Annotated in this window: 21 protein-coding genes; 8 read left to right on the top strand and 13 right to left on the bottom strand. The window is 71.7% G+C overall.

Annotation, left to right across the window (positions count from 1 at the left end; genetic code table 11):
• The first annotated feature begins 110 nt into the window (after positions 1-110).
• From ABEA93_RS34425 to ABEA93_RS34435, 3 genes are all read left to right on the top strand, one after another.
• The gene (locus ABEA93_RS34425; RefSeq protein ID WP_345679845.1) at positions 111-386 is read left to right on the top strand and encodes an HAD family hydrolase; all 276 of its coding nucleotides are present in this window, start codon (positions 111-113) and stop codon (positions 384-386) included.
• Positions 387-696: 310 nt separating this feature from the next.
• Positions 697-1,524, top strand: coding sequence for an oxygen-binding di-iron domain-containing protein (locus ABEA93_RS34430; protein WP_345679846.1), 828 nt, complete (start codon positions 697-699; stop codon positions 1,522-1,524).
• 619 nt (positions 1,525-2,143) lie between these two features.
• Positions 2,144-4,138, top strand: a complete 1,995-nt coding sequence (locus ABEA93_RS34435) for a hypothetical protein (protein ID WP_345679847.1) — start codon at positions 2,144-2,146, stop codon at positions 4,136-4,138.
• A gap of 5 nt (positions 4,139-4,143) precedes the next feature.
• On the opposite strand, the gene ABEA93_RS34440 is transcribed toward ABEA93_RS34435, so the two are convergent.
• Entirely contained in the window at positions 4,144-4,623 is a 480-nt protein-coding gene (locus ABEA93_RS34440; RefSeq protein WP_345679848.1) for a MarR family winged helix-turn-helix transcriptional regulator, read from the bottom strand.
• A 61-nt stretch (positions 4,624-4,684) separates the two neighbouring features.
• Here ABEA93_RS34440 and ABEA93_RS34445 point away from each other — a divergent pair, with 61 nt between their 5' ends.
• Complete coding sequence (locus tag ABEA93_RS34445) at positions 4,685-5,092, top strand: VOC family protein (RefSeq protein WP_345679849.1); 408 nt, start codon at positions 4,685-4,687, stop codon at positions 5,090-5,092.
• 24 nt (positions 5,093-5,116) lie between these two features.
• Here ABEA93_RS34445 and ABEA93_RS34450 read toward each other — a convergent pair whose 3' ends face one another.
• The 6 genes from ABEA93_RS34450 to ABEA93_RS34475 form a co-directional block, all read right to left on the bottom strand.
• Positions 5,117-5,650, bottom strand: a complete 534-nt coding sequence (locus tag ABEA93_RS34450) for a GNAT family N-acetyltransferase (protein ID WP_425585207.1) — start codon at positions 5,648-5,650, stop codon at positions 5,117-5,119.
• A gap of 150 nt (positions 5,651-5,800) precedes the next feature.
• On the bottom strand, positions 5,801-6,034 hold the full coding sequence (locus tag ABEA93_RS34455; RefSeq protein ID WP_345679851.1) for an e9imm peptide: 234 nt from the start codon (positions 6,032-6,034) through the stop codon (positions 5,801-5,803).
• Positions 6,031-6,498 (bottom strand): SRPBCC domain-containing protein, encoded by a 468-nt coding sequence (locus ABEA93_RS34460; protein WP_345679852.1) that lies wholly within the window; start codon positions 6,496-6,498, stop codon positions 6,031-6,033. Before ABEA93_RS34460 ends, ABEA93_RS34455 begins: the two co-directional genes overlap by 4 nt.
• Positions 6,499-6,564: 66 nt before the next feature.
• On the bottom strand, positions 6,565-7,074 hold the full coding sequence (locus ABEA93_RS34465) for a MarR family winged helix-turn-helix transcriptional regulator (RefSeq protein WP_345679853.1): 510 nt from the start codon (positions 7,072-7,074) through the stop codon (positions 6,565-6,567).
• On the bottom strand, positions 7,071-8,537 hold the full coding sequence (locus ABEA93_RS34470) for an MFS transporter (protein WP_345679854.1): 1,467 nt from the start codon (positions 8,535-8,537) through the stop codon (positions 7,071-7,073). The genes ABEA93_RS34465 and ABEA93_RS34470 overlap by 4 nt, the downstream gene beginning before the upstream one ends.
• A 112-nt stretch (positions 8,538-8,649) precedes the next feature.
• A complete protein-coding gene (locus ABEA93_RS34475; RefSeq protein WP_345679855.1) occupies positions 8,650-9,204 on the bottom strand; it encodes a CGNR zinc finger domain-containing protein in 555 nt (184 codons plus the stop codon).
• A gap of 119 nt (positions 9,205-9,323) precedes the next feature.
• Between ABEA93_RS34475 and ABEA93_RS34480 the strand changes: the two genes are divergently transcribed.
• The gene (locus tag ABEA93_RS34480; protein WP_345679856.1) at positions 9,324-10,187 is read left to right on the top strand and encodes an NAD(P)-dependent oxidoreductase; all 864 of its coding nucleotides are present in this window, start codon (positions 9,324-9,326) and stop codon (positions 10,185-10,187) included.
• Positions 10,188-10,242: 55 nt separating this feature from the next.
• Here the strand turns inward: ABEA93_RS34480 and ABEA93_RS34485 are convergent, their stop codons facing one another.
• The gene (locus tag ABEA93_RS34485; protein WP_345679857.1) at positions 10,243-10,830 is read right to left on the bottom strand and encodes a TetR/AcrR family transcriptional regulator; all 588 of its coding nucleotides are present in this window, start codon (positions 10,828-10,830) and stop codon (positions 10,243-10,245) included.
• A gap of 139 nt (positions 10,831-10,969) precedes the next feature.
• The gene (locus tag ABEA93_RS34490; RefSeq protein WP_345679858.1) at positions 10,970-12,247 is read right to left on the bottom strand and encodes a glycoside hydrolase family 1 protein; all 1,278 of its coding nucleotides are present in this window, start codon (positions 12,245-12,247) and stop codon (positions 10,970-10,972) included.
• 272 nt (positions 12,248-12,519) lie between these two features.
• On the opposite strand from ABEA93_RS34490, the gene ABEA93_RS34495 reads away from it, so the two are divergent.
• Positions 12,520-13,764: a cytochrome P450 gene (locus tag ABEA93_RS34495; RefSeq protein ID WP_345679859.1), complete on the top strand. Its 1,245-nt coding sequence runs from the start codon at positions 12,520-12,522 to the stop codon at positions 13,762-13,764.
• Between the two features lie 76 nt (positions 13,765-13,840).
• On the opposite strand, the gene ABEA93_RS34500 is transcribed toward ABEA93_RS34495, so the two are convergent.
• Positions 13,841-14,599, bottom strand: coding sequence for a class I SAM-dependent methyltransferase (locus ABEA93_RS34500; protein WP_345679868.1), 759 nt, complete (start codon positions 14,597-14,599; stop codon positions 13,841-13,843).
• 538 nt (positions 14,600-15,137) lie between these two features.
• On the opposite strand from ABEA93_RS34500, the gene ABEA93_RS34505 reads away from it, so the two are divergent.
• Complete coding sequence (locus tag ABEA93_RS34505; protein ID WP_345679860.1) at positions 15,138-16,115, top strand: NADPH:quinone oxidoreductase family protein; 978 nt, start codon at positions 15,138-15,140, stop codon at positions 16,113-16,115.
• 25 nt (positions 16,116-16,140) lie between these two features.
• Here the strand turns inward: ABEA93_RS34505 and ABEA93_RS34510 are convergent, their stop codons facing one another.
• The 3 genes from ABEA93_RS34510 to ABEA93_RS34520 form a co-directional block, all read right to left on the bottom strand.
• Positions 16,141-16,677: a GNAT family N-acetyltransferase gene (locus ABEA93_RS34510; RefSeq protein ID WP_345679861.1), complete on the bottom strand. Its 537-nt coding sequence runs from the start codon at positions 16,675-16,677 to the stop codon at positions 16,141-16,143.
• A gap of 13 nt (positions 16,678-16,690) precedes the next feature.
• Positions 16,691-16,912, bottom strand: a complete 222-nt coding sequence (locus tag ABEA93_RS34515) for a hypothetical protein (protein WP_345679862.1) — start codon at positions 16,910-16,912, stop codon at positions 16,691-16,693.
• A gap of 260 nt (positions 16,913-17,172) precedes the next feature.
• Positions 17,173-17,955: a glucose 1-dehydrogenase gene (locus ABEA93_RS34520; RefSeq protein ID WP_345679863.1), complete on the bottom strand. Its 783-nt coding sequence runs from the start codon at positions 17,953-17,955 to the stop codon at positions 17,173-17,175.
• A gap of 117 nt (positions 17,956-18,072) precedes the next feature.
• On the opposite strand from ABEA93_RS34520, the gene ABEA93_RS34525 reads away from it, so the two are divergent.
• The gene (locus tag ABEA93_RS34525; RefSeq protein WP_345679864.1) at positions 18,073-18,681 is read left to right on the top strand and encodes a TetR/AcrR family transcriptional regulator; all 609 of its coding nucleotides are present in this window, start codon (positions 18,073-18,075) and stop codon (positions 18,679-18,681) included.
• The last annotated feature ends 543 nt before the right edge of the window (positions 18,682-19,224 follow it).

The raw sequence follows: 19,224 nt of genomic DNA on the forward strand, positions 1-19,224 counted from the left end.
GTCTTCGCCGCCTTCAACAGCGGAGTCGACGCCCGCTCCGGGCGCAGCCGACGTCCTCGCCGGACCGCGGCACCGGGAGTTGCTTTACAGCGTCGCGTCGCCCTGCGACCATGCCCGGCTCGACCTCACCCTGGACCGCTCTGGCCTGCGTGCCCACCTTCCGGGCCCCTGGTCTCCAGCGCCGAGCACGTCGCGGGCGTCGGCAAGCCTGCCCCGACGCCTTCCTCCACGCCGCCCGCGCGATGGGCGTGGCGTCCGGCGACTGCCTGCCGGTCGCGGACAGCCGAAACGGCATGCTCGCCGCCCGTGCCGCGGGGATGGGCATCCTCGGCTACACCGCACTGATGCCGCCCGACCGACTCCCGGCGGCCGGGCGGCGGGACTGATCGGCGACCTGCGTGAGGTCCTTCAGGAGTTGTCCTGAGCGGGGAGCACACCGCGGCCGGCGCCCCGCCCTGCGTGGTCCTCGGTACGTCCCGGTCCCGGCTCGGTAAGTCGCCGCTTAGTCGGCGGTAAGTCAGCATCTTCCCTCGGCCCGGCAGCCGGTAAGTCGACCGCAAGTCACCGGTTAGCCCGGTGCGGGAATCTCGTCACGTCGGCAGGACAGGGGGGACCGCCCGGGACGGCCGGCGACACCGACCCGACCGGGCGCGCTCCACGCGTGCCGACGCGCCCCGAAGTACCGAGGAGATGGCCATGACCACCGCCGTGCCCCGCTGCACCCCGTACCGCATCGCCGCCGAAACCTGGCTGGTGCCGCGCCTCATCGCGGCCGGAGACGCCGGGTTCGTCCCGGTCAACTCGATGGTGATCACCGGCGAGCAGCCCGTCATCGTCGACACCGGCGCGCCCATGCACGCGGATGCCTGGCGGCAGGACGTGTTCGGCATCGTCGCGCCCGAGGACGTCCGCTGGATCTTCGTCTCCCACGACGACGCCGACCACACCGGCAACCTCGCCACCGCACTCGACCTCTGCCCGAACGCGACCGTGGTCACCGACTTCGGCGCGTGGCAACGGCTGTCCGTCCACCTGCCCATCCCGACACACCGCATGCGCTGGCTCAACCCGGGCGAACGCCTCGACATCGGCGACCGCACCCTGCTGGCCATCCGCCCGCCGCAGTACGACTCACCGACCACCCGCGGCTTCGTCGACACCGCCACCGGCGCCATGTGGGCCGTCGACGCATTCGCCTTGCCCACCCCCGGTGAGGTCTACGAACGCTCCGACCTCCCGCCCGGGCTGTGGGAAGACCTCTTCGTTCCCTTCAACAGCATGTCCAACCCGTGGCTCGAATGGGTGGACGCCGACCGCTACGGCCGCCACCTCGACGAACTCGCCGAACTCCCGGTCACCGTCGCCGCCTCCTGCCACGGCCCGGTCCTCCGCGACGGCGCCCTGACCGACGCGTACATCCAGGCCCACGCCATGGCCGCCAAGCCCGCCATCCCGGCACCCGGACAGCCGGTCCTCGACCAGATCCTCGCCGCCGCCGGTCTCCAGGACCCGATACCGGCCTGAGCCGCCCCGCCACGCACGCGGCTGCACGGCCGCGGGAGCGGCAGAGCGCCCACCGAACAGCACACCGAGGCGTCGCCGACGCCCACACGAACAACCGCGCGGGGTGGGGGGATGGGAGTGACCCCCGCGCGGCAGGCCGGTGCCTGGGGAGGACCACCGGCCTGAAGGCCGGCCCGGTACGCGGCACACCCCGTTGCCGCGTACCGGGCCGGCACCGACCGATCGACCGCGGACATCGGCCCGCAGGGGAGGACCGACACGAACAGACGTAGATGGCAAACGGGCTTGATCAGGCCCGGCCCGTTTGCGTGACCCCACTCCCGCTCGGGCGGATCGCCGGGCGGCGAGGAAGGGGAGCGGTGGTTGCCCGAAGCGCATCGGCTCCGGCCGGAACGACGCCCTCACGGGCTCGTCGATTCCGCCCAGGTGCGACGCGTGGGCGACCCGCGGGCGACCCGGCACCGCGACGGACCCTGCACCCCACGGTGGACCGCGAACACAGGCTTCGGTGCGTCGGGCGGACAACCGTCCCCGGGATTCAAAGCGACCTGTCGCATCATCAACCCCCTTACTGGGCAACGCTCCTGACGGCCAACCAGTCATACGCCATACTGCCCCGGTGACCGATCCGACTCCGCCCCGCCCGGACTCCCGCCCCCACGGAATCAGGAGGTGGACGACAGTCGACGAGGATGCCTCGCGCCGGCGCCGGTTCCGCGTCCTCGCCCCGGGGCTCGCGGCCGTCGCGGTGCTGGTGGTGGCAGCCGCGATCGTGGCGGACGCGCCGAGTGCCGTGTGTGCGGGGTCGGACGTGCCGTCCGGCGGGACTTCGAGCGGTGTCGATCCGGGGAGCGTTTCGGTCCGGGGTCTCTTCGGCAGCTACGCGAACCAGACCACGGTCATGGCCAAGCTCGGTCCGTGCGGGCCCGGCGTGGCGGATCCCGTGGTCCTCGGCCTCCTGGTGCTCTTCGCGGGAGCGCTGCTGTGGGTGCCGTGGTTGGCCGTTCCGGCCGCGCCGGCGGTCTTGCTGGCGAGCGTCTGGCGGGACCCGGCCGTCTCGGTCGCCTCCGGCGCGTGGTGGTGCGTCCTCGCCGTCCTGCTGTGGGGCTTGGCGGCGCTGGGCGCCCAGGAATACACGTCCCGGGGCAGACCGTGGCACGAGAATGCGGTCAACGACCGGCCTCTCGCCGTTCTGCCGAAGGACGGCCGAGGAGAGCGCCGCCACGTCCACCGCGCGGCCGCCTTGGTCGGCGCCGCCCTGGTTGTCGTCGCCGTGTCCGTCACCCAAGGCATCGCCGACGACCCTGCCGCACCACCCGCGGCCGCATCGCGCAGTGCCGGGGACGCGAAATCCCAGGCCGGGTCCGCACTGCCGTCCCGCCAGTGGACCACACACACTCCGGACTCGGAGATTTACGCTTACGCCTTCACAACGCCCCCAGGCGCGGTGTCCGTCATCGTCGACGCCTCGACGACCACTCCTCGCCAGTCCGGCTCGCGCTTCCGCGACTCGACCACCGAACTGTGGCAGTCGGCGGCCGCCCTCGCCGCCGCCGCGGCGCTCTTGGCCGCTCTTCAGGGCGTCGCCGGACCGTCGCGGATGGCCCTGCTGCGGCGGCGCGGACGCGTCCCCGCCCGAATCGTCCTCGCCTACGTCCACCGCCCCGGCGAAGCCATCGTCTATCCGGCCGACGACCCGCATGGCCGCCGTCCGATGTTCCGCTGCCGCATCCCCGCCGGTCCGACCACCGGGCCGGACCGCCCCCGCGAAGCCGTCCTGTACGGCGAACTCCGCGGCGGCGTAGCAGCGGTCCTGGCCTTCACGGACGCGACCGACACATTGGACGGGACGATCACAACGAACGCCCCCGACACCCCGCTTCCGCCGCCGACCCCCACGAACGCCGACGCACCCCCGACCATGGAGCCGCCCCCCGCCGACTCGACCACCACCCTCGACAACGCGGACACCACCACCCCGCCCCCACCGACCAACGAGCCCGAGCAGCCGCACCCCGACCGCTACCAAACGGCCACCGGCCTCCACCCGGTCTCCCCGTCCCGAGCCCCCGAGTTCCGAGCCCGGGGTCTGGAGGTCACGTCCGCGCAAATGGCGCCGCGTGACAAGCCGGTCGTCTGGACGGCCGCCCCGCGTCACCACCGCTGGGGCTTGCTCTCTGCCGTCGGCGCCGCGGTGATCGCCTGCGTCGTGGCCGCGCTGCGTCCCGAACCTCTCGCCGCCGGCGCCGCGCTCGTGGTCGCCGTCCTGCTCCTGGACCGGGCCGCGGTCCTCCTCGCCTGGACGATTTCCGCCGACCGTAGGGGAATCCGCCTCCGTACCGGCTGGCGCGCCGTGACCATCGCCTGGCCGGACCTGGCCGCGGTCGGCTATCGCGCGGGGACTGTCGTCGCCCGAACCTCCGCCGGCGGCCGCCGGTTCCTCCCGCTCGGCGACCCCGAACTCGCCCACGCCGCGGCCGTCTGCGACGCCATGCGCGCCCGCCCCGAGCTTCGCCCCACCGAAGACGACGACGCCCCCGCGGGCTACCCCGGCGTCCACCTCGCCGTGGCCATCACCGCGCTCGCCCTCGCGACCTGGTGGTGGACGGCCTAACCCGGTCAGCTATCCCCGATTCCGCCGTACACCTTGACCAGCAGCGCATGCAGCTCCGCTCGCTCGCGGGCATCGAGCGGCGCGAGCAACTCGTCCTGAACCCGTTCCGCATCCGCGGTAAGCCGGTCGAGCAGCGCACGCCCTTCCGCGGTCAACGCGACCACGACGCGCCGTCGATCCGCGGGATCGCGCGTACGTTCCACGTGCCCGCCCCGCGCAAGCTGTTCGATCACCTTGGCCATGTCGCTCGGGTCGACGGACAGCCGCGCGCACAAGTCCCGTTGCGCATGCGGCCCGAAGTCCGCAAGCGCCGCGAGCACCGCCATATGCCACAGCCGCAGTCCCTGCCGGGCCAGCCGCTCGGCCAAGCGGCCGCGGGCGGCCTTGCCGGTCAGCGACAGCAGGTACGTGCTCAACCCCACCAGCGAAGGCGGCGCCGCCCGCCCGGCGTCGGCGCCACGGTCATCCCCATCCAGTTCATCCACCCCAATATCCTAGGCGTCGCCCTATAGTGGGTGCGCACCCACTAATATCTCGGGAGTCCCGATGGACGTGCTCTACCCCCGCCTGCTCACCGCCGACTTCGCCGCCGACTTCGGCTTCTACGACGCGGTCATCCCGCCCCTCACCGGCGGCCACCTGGTCAAAGGCGCCGCCGACGGCCCCTACGCCAACTGGGACTTGGGCAACGAAGCCCTGCTCGTCCTCTACGACCGCGCAGCCCTGGCCGCTGCCATCGGGACCGCCGGGCTCCCGTCCACCCCGCCGCCGGCGCAGGATGCCGCCATGCTGGTCTTCCGTGTCGACGACGTTCCGACGGCCTTCGCGCTCTGCCGCACCCATGGCGCGACCCCGGTCACCGAACCGGCCTCCCGCCCCGACTGGGGACCGACCCTCCGCACAGCCCACGTTCGAGCCCCCGGCGGCACCCTCGTCGAACTCCAGTCGTACTAAGAGGAGTCGAAGCCCCGGAGGCGGTTACCACACATCCCCGTCACGCCAATCGCACGCAATCGGCGCCGTCGCATCCGCCGCGGCGGCGCCCGGCCATACGAACACCGCGCCATCTTCCTCCGGTGTCGGCGCGATCCCGTCCGGAGTGAACACCGACGTCGGCCCTTCCCAGACCCGCCACCCCCGGGCCCGGTAGAACCCCACGGCCTCGTCGCTCGCGCACAACGCCCCGAAGTCGTACGCGGCCTCGATCACCCGCTCCAACTCCGCCATCATCGCCCCGGCATACCCCCGCCGCCGCAGGTCGGCGTGTACCGCGACCCCTTCGACGTACCCGCACCGCAACGCCCGCCCCCGCACCAGCATGCTCCGCTGCGCCACCGCCGCATGCCCCACCAGCACGTCCCCGGCGTACGCCAACGCGTGCAGCCCGCCCAAGCAGTGCCGCCAATCCTCGTCCGACATATCCCCGTCGAACGCTTCATCCAGCAACCGCCGTGCGTCATCCAGCACGGCGGGCTCCACATCGGCGGTATGGGCAACACGAATCCGCATCATCCCGGCATCCTTGATGATCCCCGCGCCGACCGCCAACGCTTTCGACGGCCTGGTCGTCCTCGACCGGGGCCAGGCAGCGCCCACGGCACACCGGACGGGCTACGGCCGACCAGCGCGGTCCTCATCGCCAGGCCGACGTCCGAATCCGCCTCACAGCGCAATCGGCCGGTAAGCCGGCGCCCGGTCGACGACCTCCGCCGCCGTCGGCTCCGGCCCGTCCGGCCAGTACACCAGCCCCGCAACATGGCCGCGGGGGCAGCCGAACGCCGCGTCCAGCCGCTCGAGTACGTGCTCCAGCTCCTCTTCGGGGAGTTCGCCGCGCATCACCGACTCCACCCGCGCGACAGCCGCCTCACGCGTCATCCAGGGCACGTCGGCGCTCAAGACGCCGCCCCCTCCACCCACGCCGCCAGCTTGTCCAGCGCCATCCGCGTGCCGAGTTCGTTGTCGGCGGCGGGGATCGCGTCCGGCATGCCGGTGTGGGTGATGGTCACGTCGGTGGTGCCGTCGCCGACGGCGTGGAGGGTGGTGGTCATGGTGATGGCGCCCGCCAACAACGGGTCCGGGGTTTCGAATTCCACGACTTCGACGACCTCTTCGCCGTCCGTCAACCGGGTGAAGCGGCCGTGGTAGGTGTCCGTGTTCGCGACGGTCTTGCCCTGGGCGTCGGGTGCGTCATAAGTCAGCGACACGCGGAATCGGCCGCCTTCGCGCGGCTCGAACGCGTGGACTTCGCTGGTCATCCCGTCCGGCACGCGCCACGCGGCGACGGCTGCCCGGTCGAGCAGGGCGTGGTAGACCCGTTCGGGTGAGGCCTGGATACGGCGGGACACTCGGGTCGTGTACATGCGTCGACTCTAAGCGGACCGTATGTCAATCCGAGGGAGCCGAAGGCCCCCGCATGCCGCCGCGCCCTACCGGATCTCGATCTTGCTCAACAGCTGCTCCAACACGGCGAGTTCCTCCACCGACAGAGCCTCCCGCAGCGCGGTCGGGGGCCGGGACAGGATGCGCGTCGCCAGGTCCGCCATCTCGCGTCCGGCGTCCGTGACGCTGACGACCTTGGCGCGGCGGTCCTGCGGCGACACCGTGCGGACGACCAGGCCGCGCCGCTCCAGATCGTCGACGATCAGCGTCGTGTACGGCTTGTCGGTGGCCATCTCCGCCGCGAGTTCGGTCATCCGCATCGGCTTGCGGGCCAGGCGGCGCAGCGCCCGGCTGCGGGAGAAGCTCAAGCCGGTGGCGTCGGCGACCTCGCGGCGCCGGTCGTCGGAGCCGAGGACCAGGTTCCGCATCGCGGCGAAGGCCCGGTACGCGGCCACGTACGCCGGATCGTCCGGCACCGCTCCCGCGCCCGCTGGCTCGGTCGATCCGGCGGATGCGGGGGAGGAGTCGGCGATGCGGCCGCGGGCGGGACTGTTCATGGCGTGGAGATCGGTGTCCTGGAGTCGGGCGACGGCGCGGGGGAGGGCGCCGCGAGACGTTCGGCGACGCGGGCGGCCGACCGCATCGCGGCCGGGCCCGTCGTGAGGATACCGAGCACGACGACGACCCGGCCACAGCCGGCGACGATCGCCCAACCGACGTGGCTCGCCGCCGCGAAGCCGCTGCCGAGCGTCCCGTGCACCGACGACACGACCACCGACACGATCACCGCGATGCCGAGCGACTGCCCGGTCATCCGGCTGGTGGTGGCGACCGCGGCCGCCACGCCCGCCTGGCTGCGCGGCATGCCGGACACGGCGGTGTTGGTGATCGGCGCGTTGATCAGGCCGAACCCGATGCCGAAGACGACGTAGGCGGCCATGAGCTGCGCGACCGGGGTGTGGTTGCCGAGGTTGGTCAGCATCAAGGCGCTGACGGATATCGCGATGCCCGCGACGACCAGCGACGGGCGGGGTCCGCGTGCGGCCACGAGGCGGCCGGACAGGGGAGCGCAGATCACGGTCATGGCGGCCATCGGCAGGACGTAGAGTCCGGCGCGCAGCGCGCTGTAGCCGAGGGTGTCCTGCAGGTAGACGGTGTTGAGGAACAGGAACGCGGACAGGGAGGCGAACCCGCACACCGCGGTCACCGTCGCCCCCGACAGCGGCACGCTGCGGAAGAACCGCGGGTCGATCAGGGGTTCGTGGCGCCGCAGTTCGTAGCGGACGAGGGTGCCCAGCGCGGCCACGGCGAGCGCGAAGCCGCCGAGGGTGCGAGCCGACGTCCAACCGGCCTCGGGCGCTTCGATGAGGGTGAAGCTCAGCGATGCCAGGAGGACGATCATCAGGCCTTGCCCGACCGGGTCCGGCCGGCGCGGGTGGTCGGCGCGCGATTCCGGGACGTACCGCTGGGCGAGCGCCATCGCGGCGAGCCCGAAGGGGATGTTGATCCAGAAGATCGACTGCCAGCCGACCGACCCGACCAGGAGCCCGCCCGCCACCGGGCCGAGCGCCATGCTGATGCCGGCGACGCCGCCCCACACGCCGATCGCGCGGGCCCGCTCGGCCGGGTCGACGAACGTGTTGACGATGATCGACATCGCCACCGGGTTGAGCATCGACCCGCCGACGGCCTGGACGGCACGTGCGGCGACCAACCAGCCGAGGCCGGGAGCGAGGCTGCACAGCAGCGAACCGAAGGTGAACAAGGCCAGGCCGGTCTGGAACGTCCGGCGCCGGCCCAGCCGGTCGCCCGTCGACCCGGCCAGCATGAGCAGGCTCGCGAGGACGACGGTGTACCCGTTCACGACCCATTGCAGCCCGGACACGGACGCGCCCAGGTCGTCCTGGATCGACGGCAGCGCGACGTTCACGATCGTGATGTCGATGCCGACGATGAACAAGCTCATACAGCAGATCGCCAGGACCAGCGCCCGGCGACGCGGGGTGGATGTCTCGGGCACGGCGGCTCCCGTAATGGTTGTAGAACAACAATCATTATGATCGTACAACTAATAGATGGGGTCGCCAAGGGGGCATGGCGCTGTCGACGGGCCCGATCGCGGGTCTGCCGGGTCAGTTCGCGGAGATGCGTGACTTCTTGACCTTGTTGCCGCAGGTGTTCATGGAGCACCAGCGGCGGTTGCTTCCGCGGCTGGTGTCGAGGAACAGCCCCGCACAGCCCGGGCCTTCGCAATTCTTGATGCGGCCGCGGTCGGGACCCCCGAGGATGCGGACGGCATCCGCGGCCAGGACCCCGAGGGCGTCACCGGCCGGGGTCGTCTCGGTCAGGCGCCATCCTGCGCGTTCGTGTTCCAGCACGGCCTTCGCATGTCCGGCGGCGGCGATCGTGTTCAGGGTGCGGACATCCCTGGACGCCGGCTGTCGGCCTGCGGCTGTCGCCGACCCGATCCGGTAGATCGCCTCGCGCAGTTCGACGGCGTCCCGCAGGTCGGTCGGCGATACGTCCCGGACGCGGAGCCCGTTGGCCCCCAGCCACATCTTCAGCCGTGCGGTATCGGTGAGCCGCTCCCGCGGGGCCGGGCCGGCGCGATCGCTGACGGTGGCGGTGAACCGGAAGGCCAGGACCTCGTTGTCCATCCGGAACACGCGGCGAACGTCCTCGGTCATTTCAGCCTCCGCAGTGAGCAGCAGCGCGCGGTGAACCGCTTAAGACGGTTCCGTGCGATCGTAACTCCATGGCATGCTTGAACCGCCTGAGACGGTTCGGCACGGAAGGGGTGCTCGGCGTGAGCAGCATTGCGGTCATCGGCCTGGGGGCCATGGGGAAGCCCATCGCACGCAACCTTGTGAAGGCCGGCCACGACGTCGTGGTGTGGAACCGCTCCGACGGGCCCGTGGCCGAACTGGCCGACGCGGGTGCCCGTCGAGCCGCCTCGGTGGCCGAGGCCATGCAGGCGCCGGTGGTCATCTCGGTCCTGTCCGACGACCGGGCCGTCGCGGAGACGTTCCTCGACTCCGGCGTCCTCGCTCGGACGCCGGGCGGGACCGTTCACGTCAACCTCGCCACGGTGAGCACCGGCCTGGCCCGCCGGGCCGGCGCAGCACACGCCGAGCACGGCGTCGGCTATGTCGCGGCACCGGTCTTCGGCCGCGTCCCGGTCGCCGAAGCCGGGGCACTCAACGTCCTTGCGGCCGGCGAACACGAGCTGCTCGACCGCGTGCAGCCGTTCCTCGACGTGATCGGCTCGCGGACCTGGCGCCTGGGCGACCGCCCGGAGCAGGCCAACATCGTGAAGATCACCGGGAACTACCTGATCGCCTGCGCGATCCAGTCGCTGGCCGAGGCCGTCAGCCTCGCGGAAGGCGCCGGTGTCGACTCCGGCCAGTTGGTCGAGGTGCTGACCTCGACACTCTTCCCGGGCGGCGTCTACACCGGCTACGGATCGATGATCGCCGAACGCCGGTACCAGCCGGCCGGATTCACCACCGTCCTGGGCCGCAAGGACCTCCACCTCGCGCTCGATGCGGCGACCGACCACGGCATTCCTCTCCCGATCGGTGAACTGCTGCGCGTTGTCTTCGACGAAGCCATCGCCGACGGCCGCGGGGCGGAGGACTGGGCGGTCATCGCGGAACAGCAGCCGCGGTGACACCGACGACGCACGACGCGGGCAACGCCGCGACGCCCCCGGCGCGTCCGGCCTCCTACGGCCGACGCGCCGCCGCAACTCCGAGCAACGCCATCAGATCCTTCACCGGCTGCTCCATGTCGATCGACCGGTCGTTCAGCCACTGGAGCTGGATGCCGTCCGCGACCGCGAGCATCAGCACGGCCAGCCGCTCGGGCGGGACCGGCACGCCGTCGAGGGTGCCGGCCGCCGCCAGCTCCTCGAAGACGCCGGCGAGTCGTGTGCGGAACTGCGGATAACGCTCGGCGAAGAACGCGTGCGCCGGGTGCTCGGGATCGCCGCAGGCCGCCGCCATCGACACGAACAGCTCGACGAGCCCCGGTGTCCGGGCACCCTCGCGGATGCTTTCGGTGTGCGGGTCCGGGCCGGTGTAGGCCTCCATGTGTGCGCGCCCGGCCTCGTCGCGGGCGCGCAGCACCTGGGTGAGCATGTCCTCTTTCGAGGCGAAGTAGTGCATGAGCCCGGGCAGGCTCAGGTTGCACCGGGCCGCGACCTTGCGCAGCGAGGTGCCGCGGTAGCCCTCCTCGGCGAAGACCTCCAAGGCGACCCGGAGAATCTCGCGCCGCTTGGCCTCGCCCTTCTCGTAGGGGCCGCGTTTCGCCATGGGGGTCACCTTAGCTGCGGGTTAGGCGCGGTTAGTGCCGGGTTGGCCGCGGTGGGATGCGCCGCTGCCCGGAGCCGGAGCCGGAGCCGGAGTCGGGGGTGGGGGCGGGGGCGGGGGCGGTATCCGGGCCGGAGCCGGGTCAGGGGCGGTCGGTCCGGTCGAGGCCGCGGGCCAGGCCGCCGAGCCAGTGCGCGGAGGGCTTCGGAGTCCGGGCGAACGTGTCCGGGTCGACGGCGATCAGGCCGAACGTCGGACGGAACGACCCCCACTCGTAGTTGTCCAGCGCGCTCCAATGCAGGTAGCCGTGGACGTCGGCACCGTCGCGCATCGCCGCGGCGAGGGAGGCCAGTGCCTGCGTCGTGTACGCGATCCGCCGCTCGTCGTCGTCGGTCGCGATGCCGTTCTCGGTGACCAGGATCGGCACGTCGGGGCCCACGATCTCCGCGGTGTGCCGCACCGCGTGCCCGACCGCGTCGGGGTAGAACTCCCAGCCCTTGAGTGTGCGTTCCGCGTCCTCGGGGGCGGGGAGCAGACCGTCCGGGCCGATCCGGGTGCGGGTGTAGGCCTGGACGCCGACCCAGTCGTCGCCGCGCGCGGCGTCCAGGAACACGTCCTCGCGCGGCCACGCGTAAGCGGCCGCGGCGCCCTCCGCGCCCGGCTCCGCCTGGAACACCTGGTTCGCCACCGTCCACCCGACCCGGATCTCCGGCCGCGCCGCCTTGAGCACCGCCGCCGCGGCGCGGTGCGCACGGATCAGCGCCTCCGTCGTCGCGGCGTCGGGCTCGGGCAGCGCACCCGCGGCGGGCTCTTCGTCGTCGGAGGGATGCTCCGTGCCCCCGATCTCGTCGAACCGCCCCTCCGCGAACGCCTTCGACAACCCGGCGATCAGCGCCACCATGTTGGGCTCGTTGATGGTGGCCACATAGTCGACGTCGTCGCCGAGGACTTCCAGGGCGGTCTCGGTATACCGGGCGAACAGGTCGGCCGCGTCCGGCGCCGTCCAGCCGCCGCGCGCGGCGAACCAGTACGGCGACGAGAAGTGGTGCAGCGTCACGACCGGCGTCAGGCCGCGTGCGCGGGCGCCGACGACCATCGCCCGGTAGTGCGCGATCGCCGCGCGTGAGACCCGGCCCTCCTCCGGCTCGATGCGCGCCCATTCGATACCGAACCGGTAGGCGTTGAAGCCGAGTCCGGTGAGCAGGTCCATGTCTTCCGGCCAGCGGTGGAAGCTGTCCGCCGCGTCGCCGCTGGGCGCCTCGAGGAAACCGCCGACGGCGGTGCGCTCCAGCACCCACCAGTCGCTCGACACGTTGTTGCCCTCGATCTGGTGCGCGGACGTCGAAGCGCCGAACAGGAAGCCCGGCCGCGCCCGGAATTCCTCCGGCAGCGCGTCGAGGTGGTCGGGGGGCGTGGCCATGGCGGGGCTCCTTGCGGTGGGACGGGCCGGCGCGACAAAAAGCGTTCATCGATCGGTTTTCGCGCCAGCGTACGCGACACCCGGCCCCGCGGACACCCCTCGCAGACTCAAGGGAGGTGCACAGGCGGGCGAAGACCGCGTATATCGACCAGTTGGTGCGAACTTCTGGTCCGGCGGGCGAGCGGGCGGCAGGCTGGAGCCGTGGCCTGGGCCCGGCGGGTTGCCGGGCAGGTCGTGAGCTGCCGTCCGCACCGCGTCCGAACGGAGTTCCCGTGGAAGACACCGTCCCGTCGACCGGCACCCTGGCCGTCCCGCCGCTGCCCGACTTCCTGTCCGCGGAGGTCGCCGCGGACCCTTACGCGTACTACCGCAACCTGCGCGAGCAAGCCCCGCTGCTGTGGCACGAAGCGAGCGGCACGTACCTGGTGTCCCGCCACGACGACCTGGTGCGCGTCTTACGCGACCCCGCCTTCACCACCGACCACTACGCGCAGTCGATGGAACCGGTCTACGGCCGCACGATCATCCAGATGAACGGCCACGAACACGCCGTCCGCCGCGCACTCGTCACCCCCGCCTTCAAGGGCTCGCTGTTCCAGGAGCGCTATGCCGCGGTCATCGAGCGCACCGCCCGCACCCTCATCGACGGCTTCCGGCACCGCGGATCCGTGGACGTGGTCACCGAGTTCGCCCGTGTGTTCCCGGTCGACGTCATCTGCCGCATGCTCGGCTTCGACCACGCCGACGCCCCCAAGTTCCGCACTTGGTACCGCGCCATCGTCACCTGCTTCGGCAACCTCACCGGCGACCCCGAGATCGCCGCCCTGGGCGTGCGGACCCGCGCCGAGATGACCGACTACATGGTCCCGGTCATCGAGGACCGCCGCCGCAACCCGCGCGAAGACCTGCTGTCCGACCTGTGCGTGGCGGCCGCCGACGGCGAGGCCATGGACACCGAGGACATCCGCGCCTTCACCGCCCTCCTGCTGGTCGCCGGCGGCGAGACCACCGACAAAGCCCTCGGACTGGTCTTCCGCAACCTGCTCGCCCACCCGGAGCAACTCGCCGCGGTTCGCTGCGATCCCGGCCTCGTCGGGGCGGTACTTGCCGAAACCCTGCGACTCACCCCGCCGGTCCAGGTCATCCAGCGCCTTGCATCGGAGGAGGCCAAGCTGAGCGGCGGCACCGTACCGGCGGGCAGCCTCGTCACCTGCCTGATCGCCTCGGCCAACCGCGACCCGCGCAAGTTCGCCGACCCGGAACGGTTCGACATCTTCCGCGCGGACCTCGCGGTGAAGAAGGCCTTCACTGCCGCCTCCGACCACCTGGCGTTCTCCCTGGGCCGCCACTTCTGCCTCGGCGCCGCGCTGTCGCTGGCCGAGGTCTCGACGGCCGTGCCGATGCTGCTGGCCGCGATGCCAGACATGCGGCTCGCCCCCGGAGCGGAACCGGTGGAGGAGGGGCTGTTCGTGCGCGGGCTGGATACGTTGCCGCTGGAGTTCACCGCGGCGACGTAGGCGTCGGCAATGTGCGGCAGGCCCAGGGGGCAGCCCTGCACGGCCCTGACCGACTCGAACGCCTGCGGACCGGTTGTCAGCCCAGGACCAACAGGTCGTACTCCTCGTACAGAGGTTCGGTGAGGCCCGCTTCGACCGCTTGCCACGCGGCGGCCCACCCTGCCCTGTCCTCGTCGAGGTCCAGGTATCCGGCCATGATCAATCGGCGGTAGGTCAGGTGGTCCACGTACATGCGGAAACCGGCCTCACTTGCGACCATCTGGGGGACTCGTTCCACGGCGATCCGCTGGAGGCCCGCCTCCGCGAAGGCCGCGGTGACCTGGGAGAGCTGCGGAAGGACCTGCCGTTCGATCGCCGCCGAGCGGGGATGCCACGCATGCCACGGAAGCCTGGGCAGCCGGTCCCCGAACCACGCCTTCAGCATCACGCGCCCGCCAGGCCGCAGCACTCGGGCGATCTCGCGGACCGCACGGTCCGGTTCGCGGATCTCATGCCACAACGGCCAGACGACGACCAGGTCGCACGAGTCCTGTGGAAGGGGGATCTCCGACATCCGGCCGTCGAGGTAGCTGACCGCCGGACAGGCGGCGTCCTGCTGGGCCTTCGCGCGCACCCGGTCGCAGGGCTCGACGCCGAACACGGGCCCGCCGAACACCCGTGCCAGGGACGGCGTCAGTTGGCCCCACTCCGATTCGAGGTGCACCACGGTGAGCGGGCGCGTCCCGGGCGCGTGCTGCGCGAAGACCTCCATCCACCTGTCGAGGTCCTCGTCGCAGGCCGTGCGATCGCATCCGGAACGCTCGTAGTTGCGGTCGATGTACTCCCGAAATGTCATGCGCACGAGCACCGATCATCGGCGACCGATGATCCGGCGTCCAGGTCGTCCGACGACGTGGCCCGATCCGCGGGTGAGCGCGCCCGATGCCCCGGCGCGCCTCGGGACTCGCCGTCGGGACCCGGGCTGCGGTAGGACACGCACCCCGTCCGGGAGACCCCCAAGTCATGCTCCCCGCAACGGAGTCTGCCCGTTCCCTGCTGCCTGGCTCAGCGGAACGGCCCACGTTCCGGGCTGGGGTGGGGGCGACGACGGAGCGGCGGCACGGTGCCGGGCGAGCTGGATGTCCGTCCGGGGGCGAAGCCTGTCCGAGTGCCGACGCGCGGCCGCGATCACTGCGGTGCCGGCCGCTGCGGGACGACCCCGGGTCCGGCCACGAAGGCTGTCGACGCCGCCCGCCCAAGCCCGCATCCCCCAGAAACCCAACCTGGTCAAGCATCTCGTCCCACCCGCTGCTACCTTGGCGCGACCCGCCGGCGACCTGCTTGGGAGAAGCGTGGACTTGCCTGCGGCCGGCTTGCGACGAGGGGAGACACCGATGCGCGCCCTGCGCTGCGAGGGTCCGGGCGGACTGGCGGACCTGGGCGTCCGCGACGTCCTCGACCCGGAGCCCGGCCCCGGCCAAGTCCTCCTCGACGTGCGCGCGGCCTCCGTCGACTTCGTCGACACGCTCATCGCGGACGGGCGCTACCAGCTCCGCGTCCCCGTGCCGTTCACGCCCGGCAACAACGTCGCGGGCGTGGTCACGGCGGTGGGGCCGGACTGCACCCGGTTCGCGGTAGGCGACCGGGTGCACGGCATGGCGTTCGTCGGCGCGTTCGCCGAACGCGTGCGCGTGCCCGAGGCCCAACTGCGCGCGACCCCGGACGGACTCGGCCACGACCTCGCCTGCCTCGCCGGCAGCAACTATCGAACGGCCTACGACACCCTCGTCTCCACCGCCCGCGTCCGCCCCGGCGAGAACGTCGTGATCCTCGGCGCGTCGGGCGCGGTCGGCAGTGCCGCCATCGCCCTCGGCAAGGCGTTCGGCGCGCGGGTGATCGCGTGCGCGTCGAGTCCGGAGAAGCTGGAGTTCTGCCGTACGGCGGGGGCGGACGAGGTCGTGCCGTACACCGAACCGGACTTCAAGGACCGCCTCAAAGCGGCCTGCGGCGAACGCGGGGCGGACGTCGTCCTCGACACCGTCGGCGGCGACTACGCGGAACCCGCCCTGCGCGCCACCGGCTACGGCGGCCGCTACGTCGTCATCGGCTTCGCCGCCGGGGAGGTGCCCCGGGTGCCCCTCAACCTCGTCCTCCTCAAAGGCTCGACGATCCTCGGCTACGAGATCGGCGCGTTCCAACGCCACCACCCCGCCGAAGCCGAAACCAACCGCGAAGCCCTGGAAGCCATGCTGACGGACGGCCGCCTCAAGCCGCCGATCACGGGGCGCTACACGCTGGAGTCGGCGGCGGAGGCCATGCGGACCGTCGCGGGGCGGGAAAAGTACGGCGTGACGATTATCGAGGTGACGTAGGGGAGCGGCCGACGGAGGCGGCGCGTCATCGCATACGCCGCTCCACCTTCCCCACCCACCGCACTTCACCGTCCTCCAGCACCTCGGTCGCCGACAGCCCCGCCGCTTCCGCGACGGCCGCCGACGCCCGGTGCTCCGGATGAATGTGCGCGACCACCGCCCGAATTCCCAGGTCGCCGAGTCGGCCGACCAGCCCCACCGCCGCTTCGCGGGCAATACCGCGTCCCTGCCACGGTGTGCCGATGACCCAGGCCAGCTCGGCGGTCAGCGACCGACCGTCGACCGTCGCCTGCACAAACCCGGTCGCGCACCCCTCGTCCCGCAACCGGACGATCCAGTTCAACCAGCTGATCCCGGGGTCGGGAGATCCCGCAGCGAGCCGCCGGTAGCGGACACCCAGCTCCTCCGGACTCTCCGGCGTTCCTCCGATGTAGGCATGCAACGCGGGATCCGCCAACACCACGGCCATGACGTCGGCGTCATCCACACTCAAGGGCGTCAGGTCGAGGCGCGGAGTACGGATGACCTCCGCCGCGAAACGCGCCGGCTCGTGCGATGTCACGCGGTCTCCTCCCTCAATCGTCCGGCTCGGCGTCCACCAGCCCCAACCGCCGCACGCCGGCGGGCGACAGGACGGCCGCCTGCATCCGCCACCATCCCATCCGCCGCCATCCCATCCGCACCACGGCGATCGCCGACGGCACCGGTGTCACGGGCAGGGTTTCGTGTCCCTCCGCCCAGTTCCGCATCAGCCTTGCGGTGGTGGCGATCGACCTGACGACCATGGTGACGGGCAACTGCGGCTCCGTGACCGACCAGGTGTGCCACGGCGCACATCCTTGCGGCGTGGCCGGCACGCCGAACCCCGCTCGCCGAGCCGCGGCCCGACGCGACCACGCGGCGGGCCGATCGCTCGATCTCGCGCAGATACGCATCATCGGCGGGCCAGGTGCCCCGCACCGCTGTTGTTGGTGAACTCTTCGCCGGGACTTTCGCATGTCCCCAACGCGGAACGCATGCGGATATTGTCCCGGCGACGAGCCCCCGCGAGTGCGGCCTACAGCCGCGCCCCGCCTGTGGCGTCGATGACCCGCCCCGTCACCCACCGTGCGTCGTCCGAGGCCAGGAACGCCACGATGTCGGCGATGTCCTCCGGCTGTCCGACACGGCCGAGGGCGGCCATCGATGCCGCGTGGGCCTGCGCTTCCGGGTTGCCGCGGAGCCACGCGGCGTTGACGTCGGTGTCGACGATGCCGGGGGCGACCCCGTTCACGGTGATGCCGCGCGGGCCGAGTTCCTGGGCGAGGTTGAGGGTGAAGGTGTCCAACGCGCCCTTGGTGGCGCCGTAGGCGATGATCTCGGGCATCGCCAACCGGGCCGCGCCGCTGGAGACGTTGACGATCCGACCGCCGTCGCGCAGCCGGGGGAGCGCCTGCTGCACGATGAAGAACGGTGCGCGGACGTTCACCGCGAACACCTCGTCGAACCCCTCCTCGGTCAGCGCCGCCAAGGGCGCGCTCCGTCCGATGCCCGCGTTGTTGACGACGATGTCGACCGCGCCGCTGTCCGTGTACGGACGACTGGCCTCGTCGAACGCCTCCCACAGCCGCACCGCGTCGCCGTGCCGGCCCAGCTCCGCGTGGACGGCGAACGCTTGCCCGCCGTCCTTCGTGATCCGTTCGACGGTGTCGGCGGCCGCGGCCTCGTCGCGTCCGTAGGCAACGGCGACCGTGGCGCCATCGCGCGCGAGGCGCTCGGATATCGCCTTGCCGATGCCGCGGCTGCCGCCGGTGACGAGGGCGAGCTTGCCATGCAGTGCCTGAAGTGCGTTCGCAGACATGGGGGATCTCCCGGTCATCATTTCTTGAGTGATGATTCAAGAAAACCGTAGCACGGGTTCTTGAGTGATCGCTCTAGAATGGGGGCGAGGATCGGCGGCAGGCAGGAAGGCGCACACATGACGGGAACCGGAGCGAAGCGTGGGCGGCCCCCGGCGTTCGATCGTGCGGCCGTGCTCGACGCCGCAACGAGGCTGTTCTGGGAACGCGGCTACGAGGCCACCTCGATCTGCGACCTGACCCGCGCCATGGGCATCAAGCCCGGCAGCCTCTACGCCGCGTTCGGCGACAAGAAAGCCCTCTTCAAGGAAGCCGTGCAGGCCTACGGCAGCTCACCCGTCGGCGCGTTCATGGCCGCGGCCCTCGACGAAGAACGAACCGCCCGCGGCGCCATGGCCCGAATCCTCCGCGAGGCCGCGGCCGCCTACCCCGATCCCGCCCACCCGGCCGGCTGCCTCACCATCAGTGCGGCCGTCAACGTCACGGAAGCCGACGACGAGATCGCCGCCTACCTCCGCGACCTCCGCAACGCCAACCTCGGCCACTTCACCGCCCGCTTCACGGAAGCCCAACGCGCGGGCGAACTCTCGAAGGACGCCGAACCGGCCGCACTGGCGGCCTACTTCGCTGCAGTGATCCAGGGCATGTCCCAACGAGCCCGCGACGGCGCAACAGCAGACGAACTCCGTGCGACGGCGGCACTGGCGCTGGCAGCTTGGCCGACGTGAGAAGCGGCATGTGCCGAGCACGCGCACCATGCCCGCCGCCTCCCCGCCCGCCCCGACCACGTGGTGCGGCAGGCGCTCGATCTCGCGCAGCTACGCATCATCGGCGGGCTCGACGCCCCGCACCGAGGCAGTCGAACTCATCGCCGGGACTCTCGCGTGCCGCAGACATGGACCGCATGCGGATATCGGCCCGGGACGAGCCCCGCGAGCCTCGCCTGCAACCCCGGTCGGACCGCGCGCGTCATCCGGCGTCAAGAAGCCCGCGATGTCCTCCCGTATCCGACACGGCGGAGCGCTGCCATCGATGCCGCGTGCGCAGGCTGTCACCGCCACATGGCGGCAAGGCGACCGCGGAACCGCTGCTGGTTCGGCGGTTGCCTCCAGCCTGATCGGTTCGGCTCCGTCAAGGCGATCGGGGATGGCGTCCCGCTGAGTGGTGTAGCTGATGTTGGCGGGGATGCGCGCCGGTCGTGTGCCGGTGTGTGCGCCGTCTGCCGGTGGACGCGCCCTTGAAAACGGGGCGGGCCACCGTGCAACTCTCCG

Origin of the sequence: Yinghuangia aomiensis (genome assembly GCF_039542225.1) — a bacterium.
GTDB classification, from domain to species: domain Bacteria; phylum Actinomycetota; class Actinomycetes; order Streptomycetales; family Streptomycetaceae; genus Yinghuangia; species Yinghuangia aomiensis.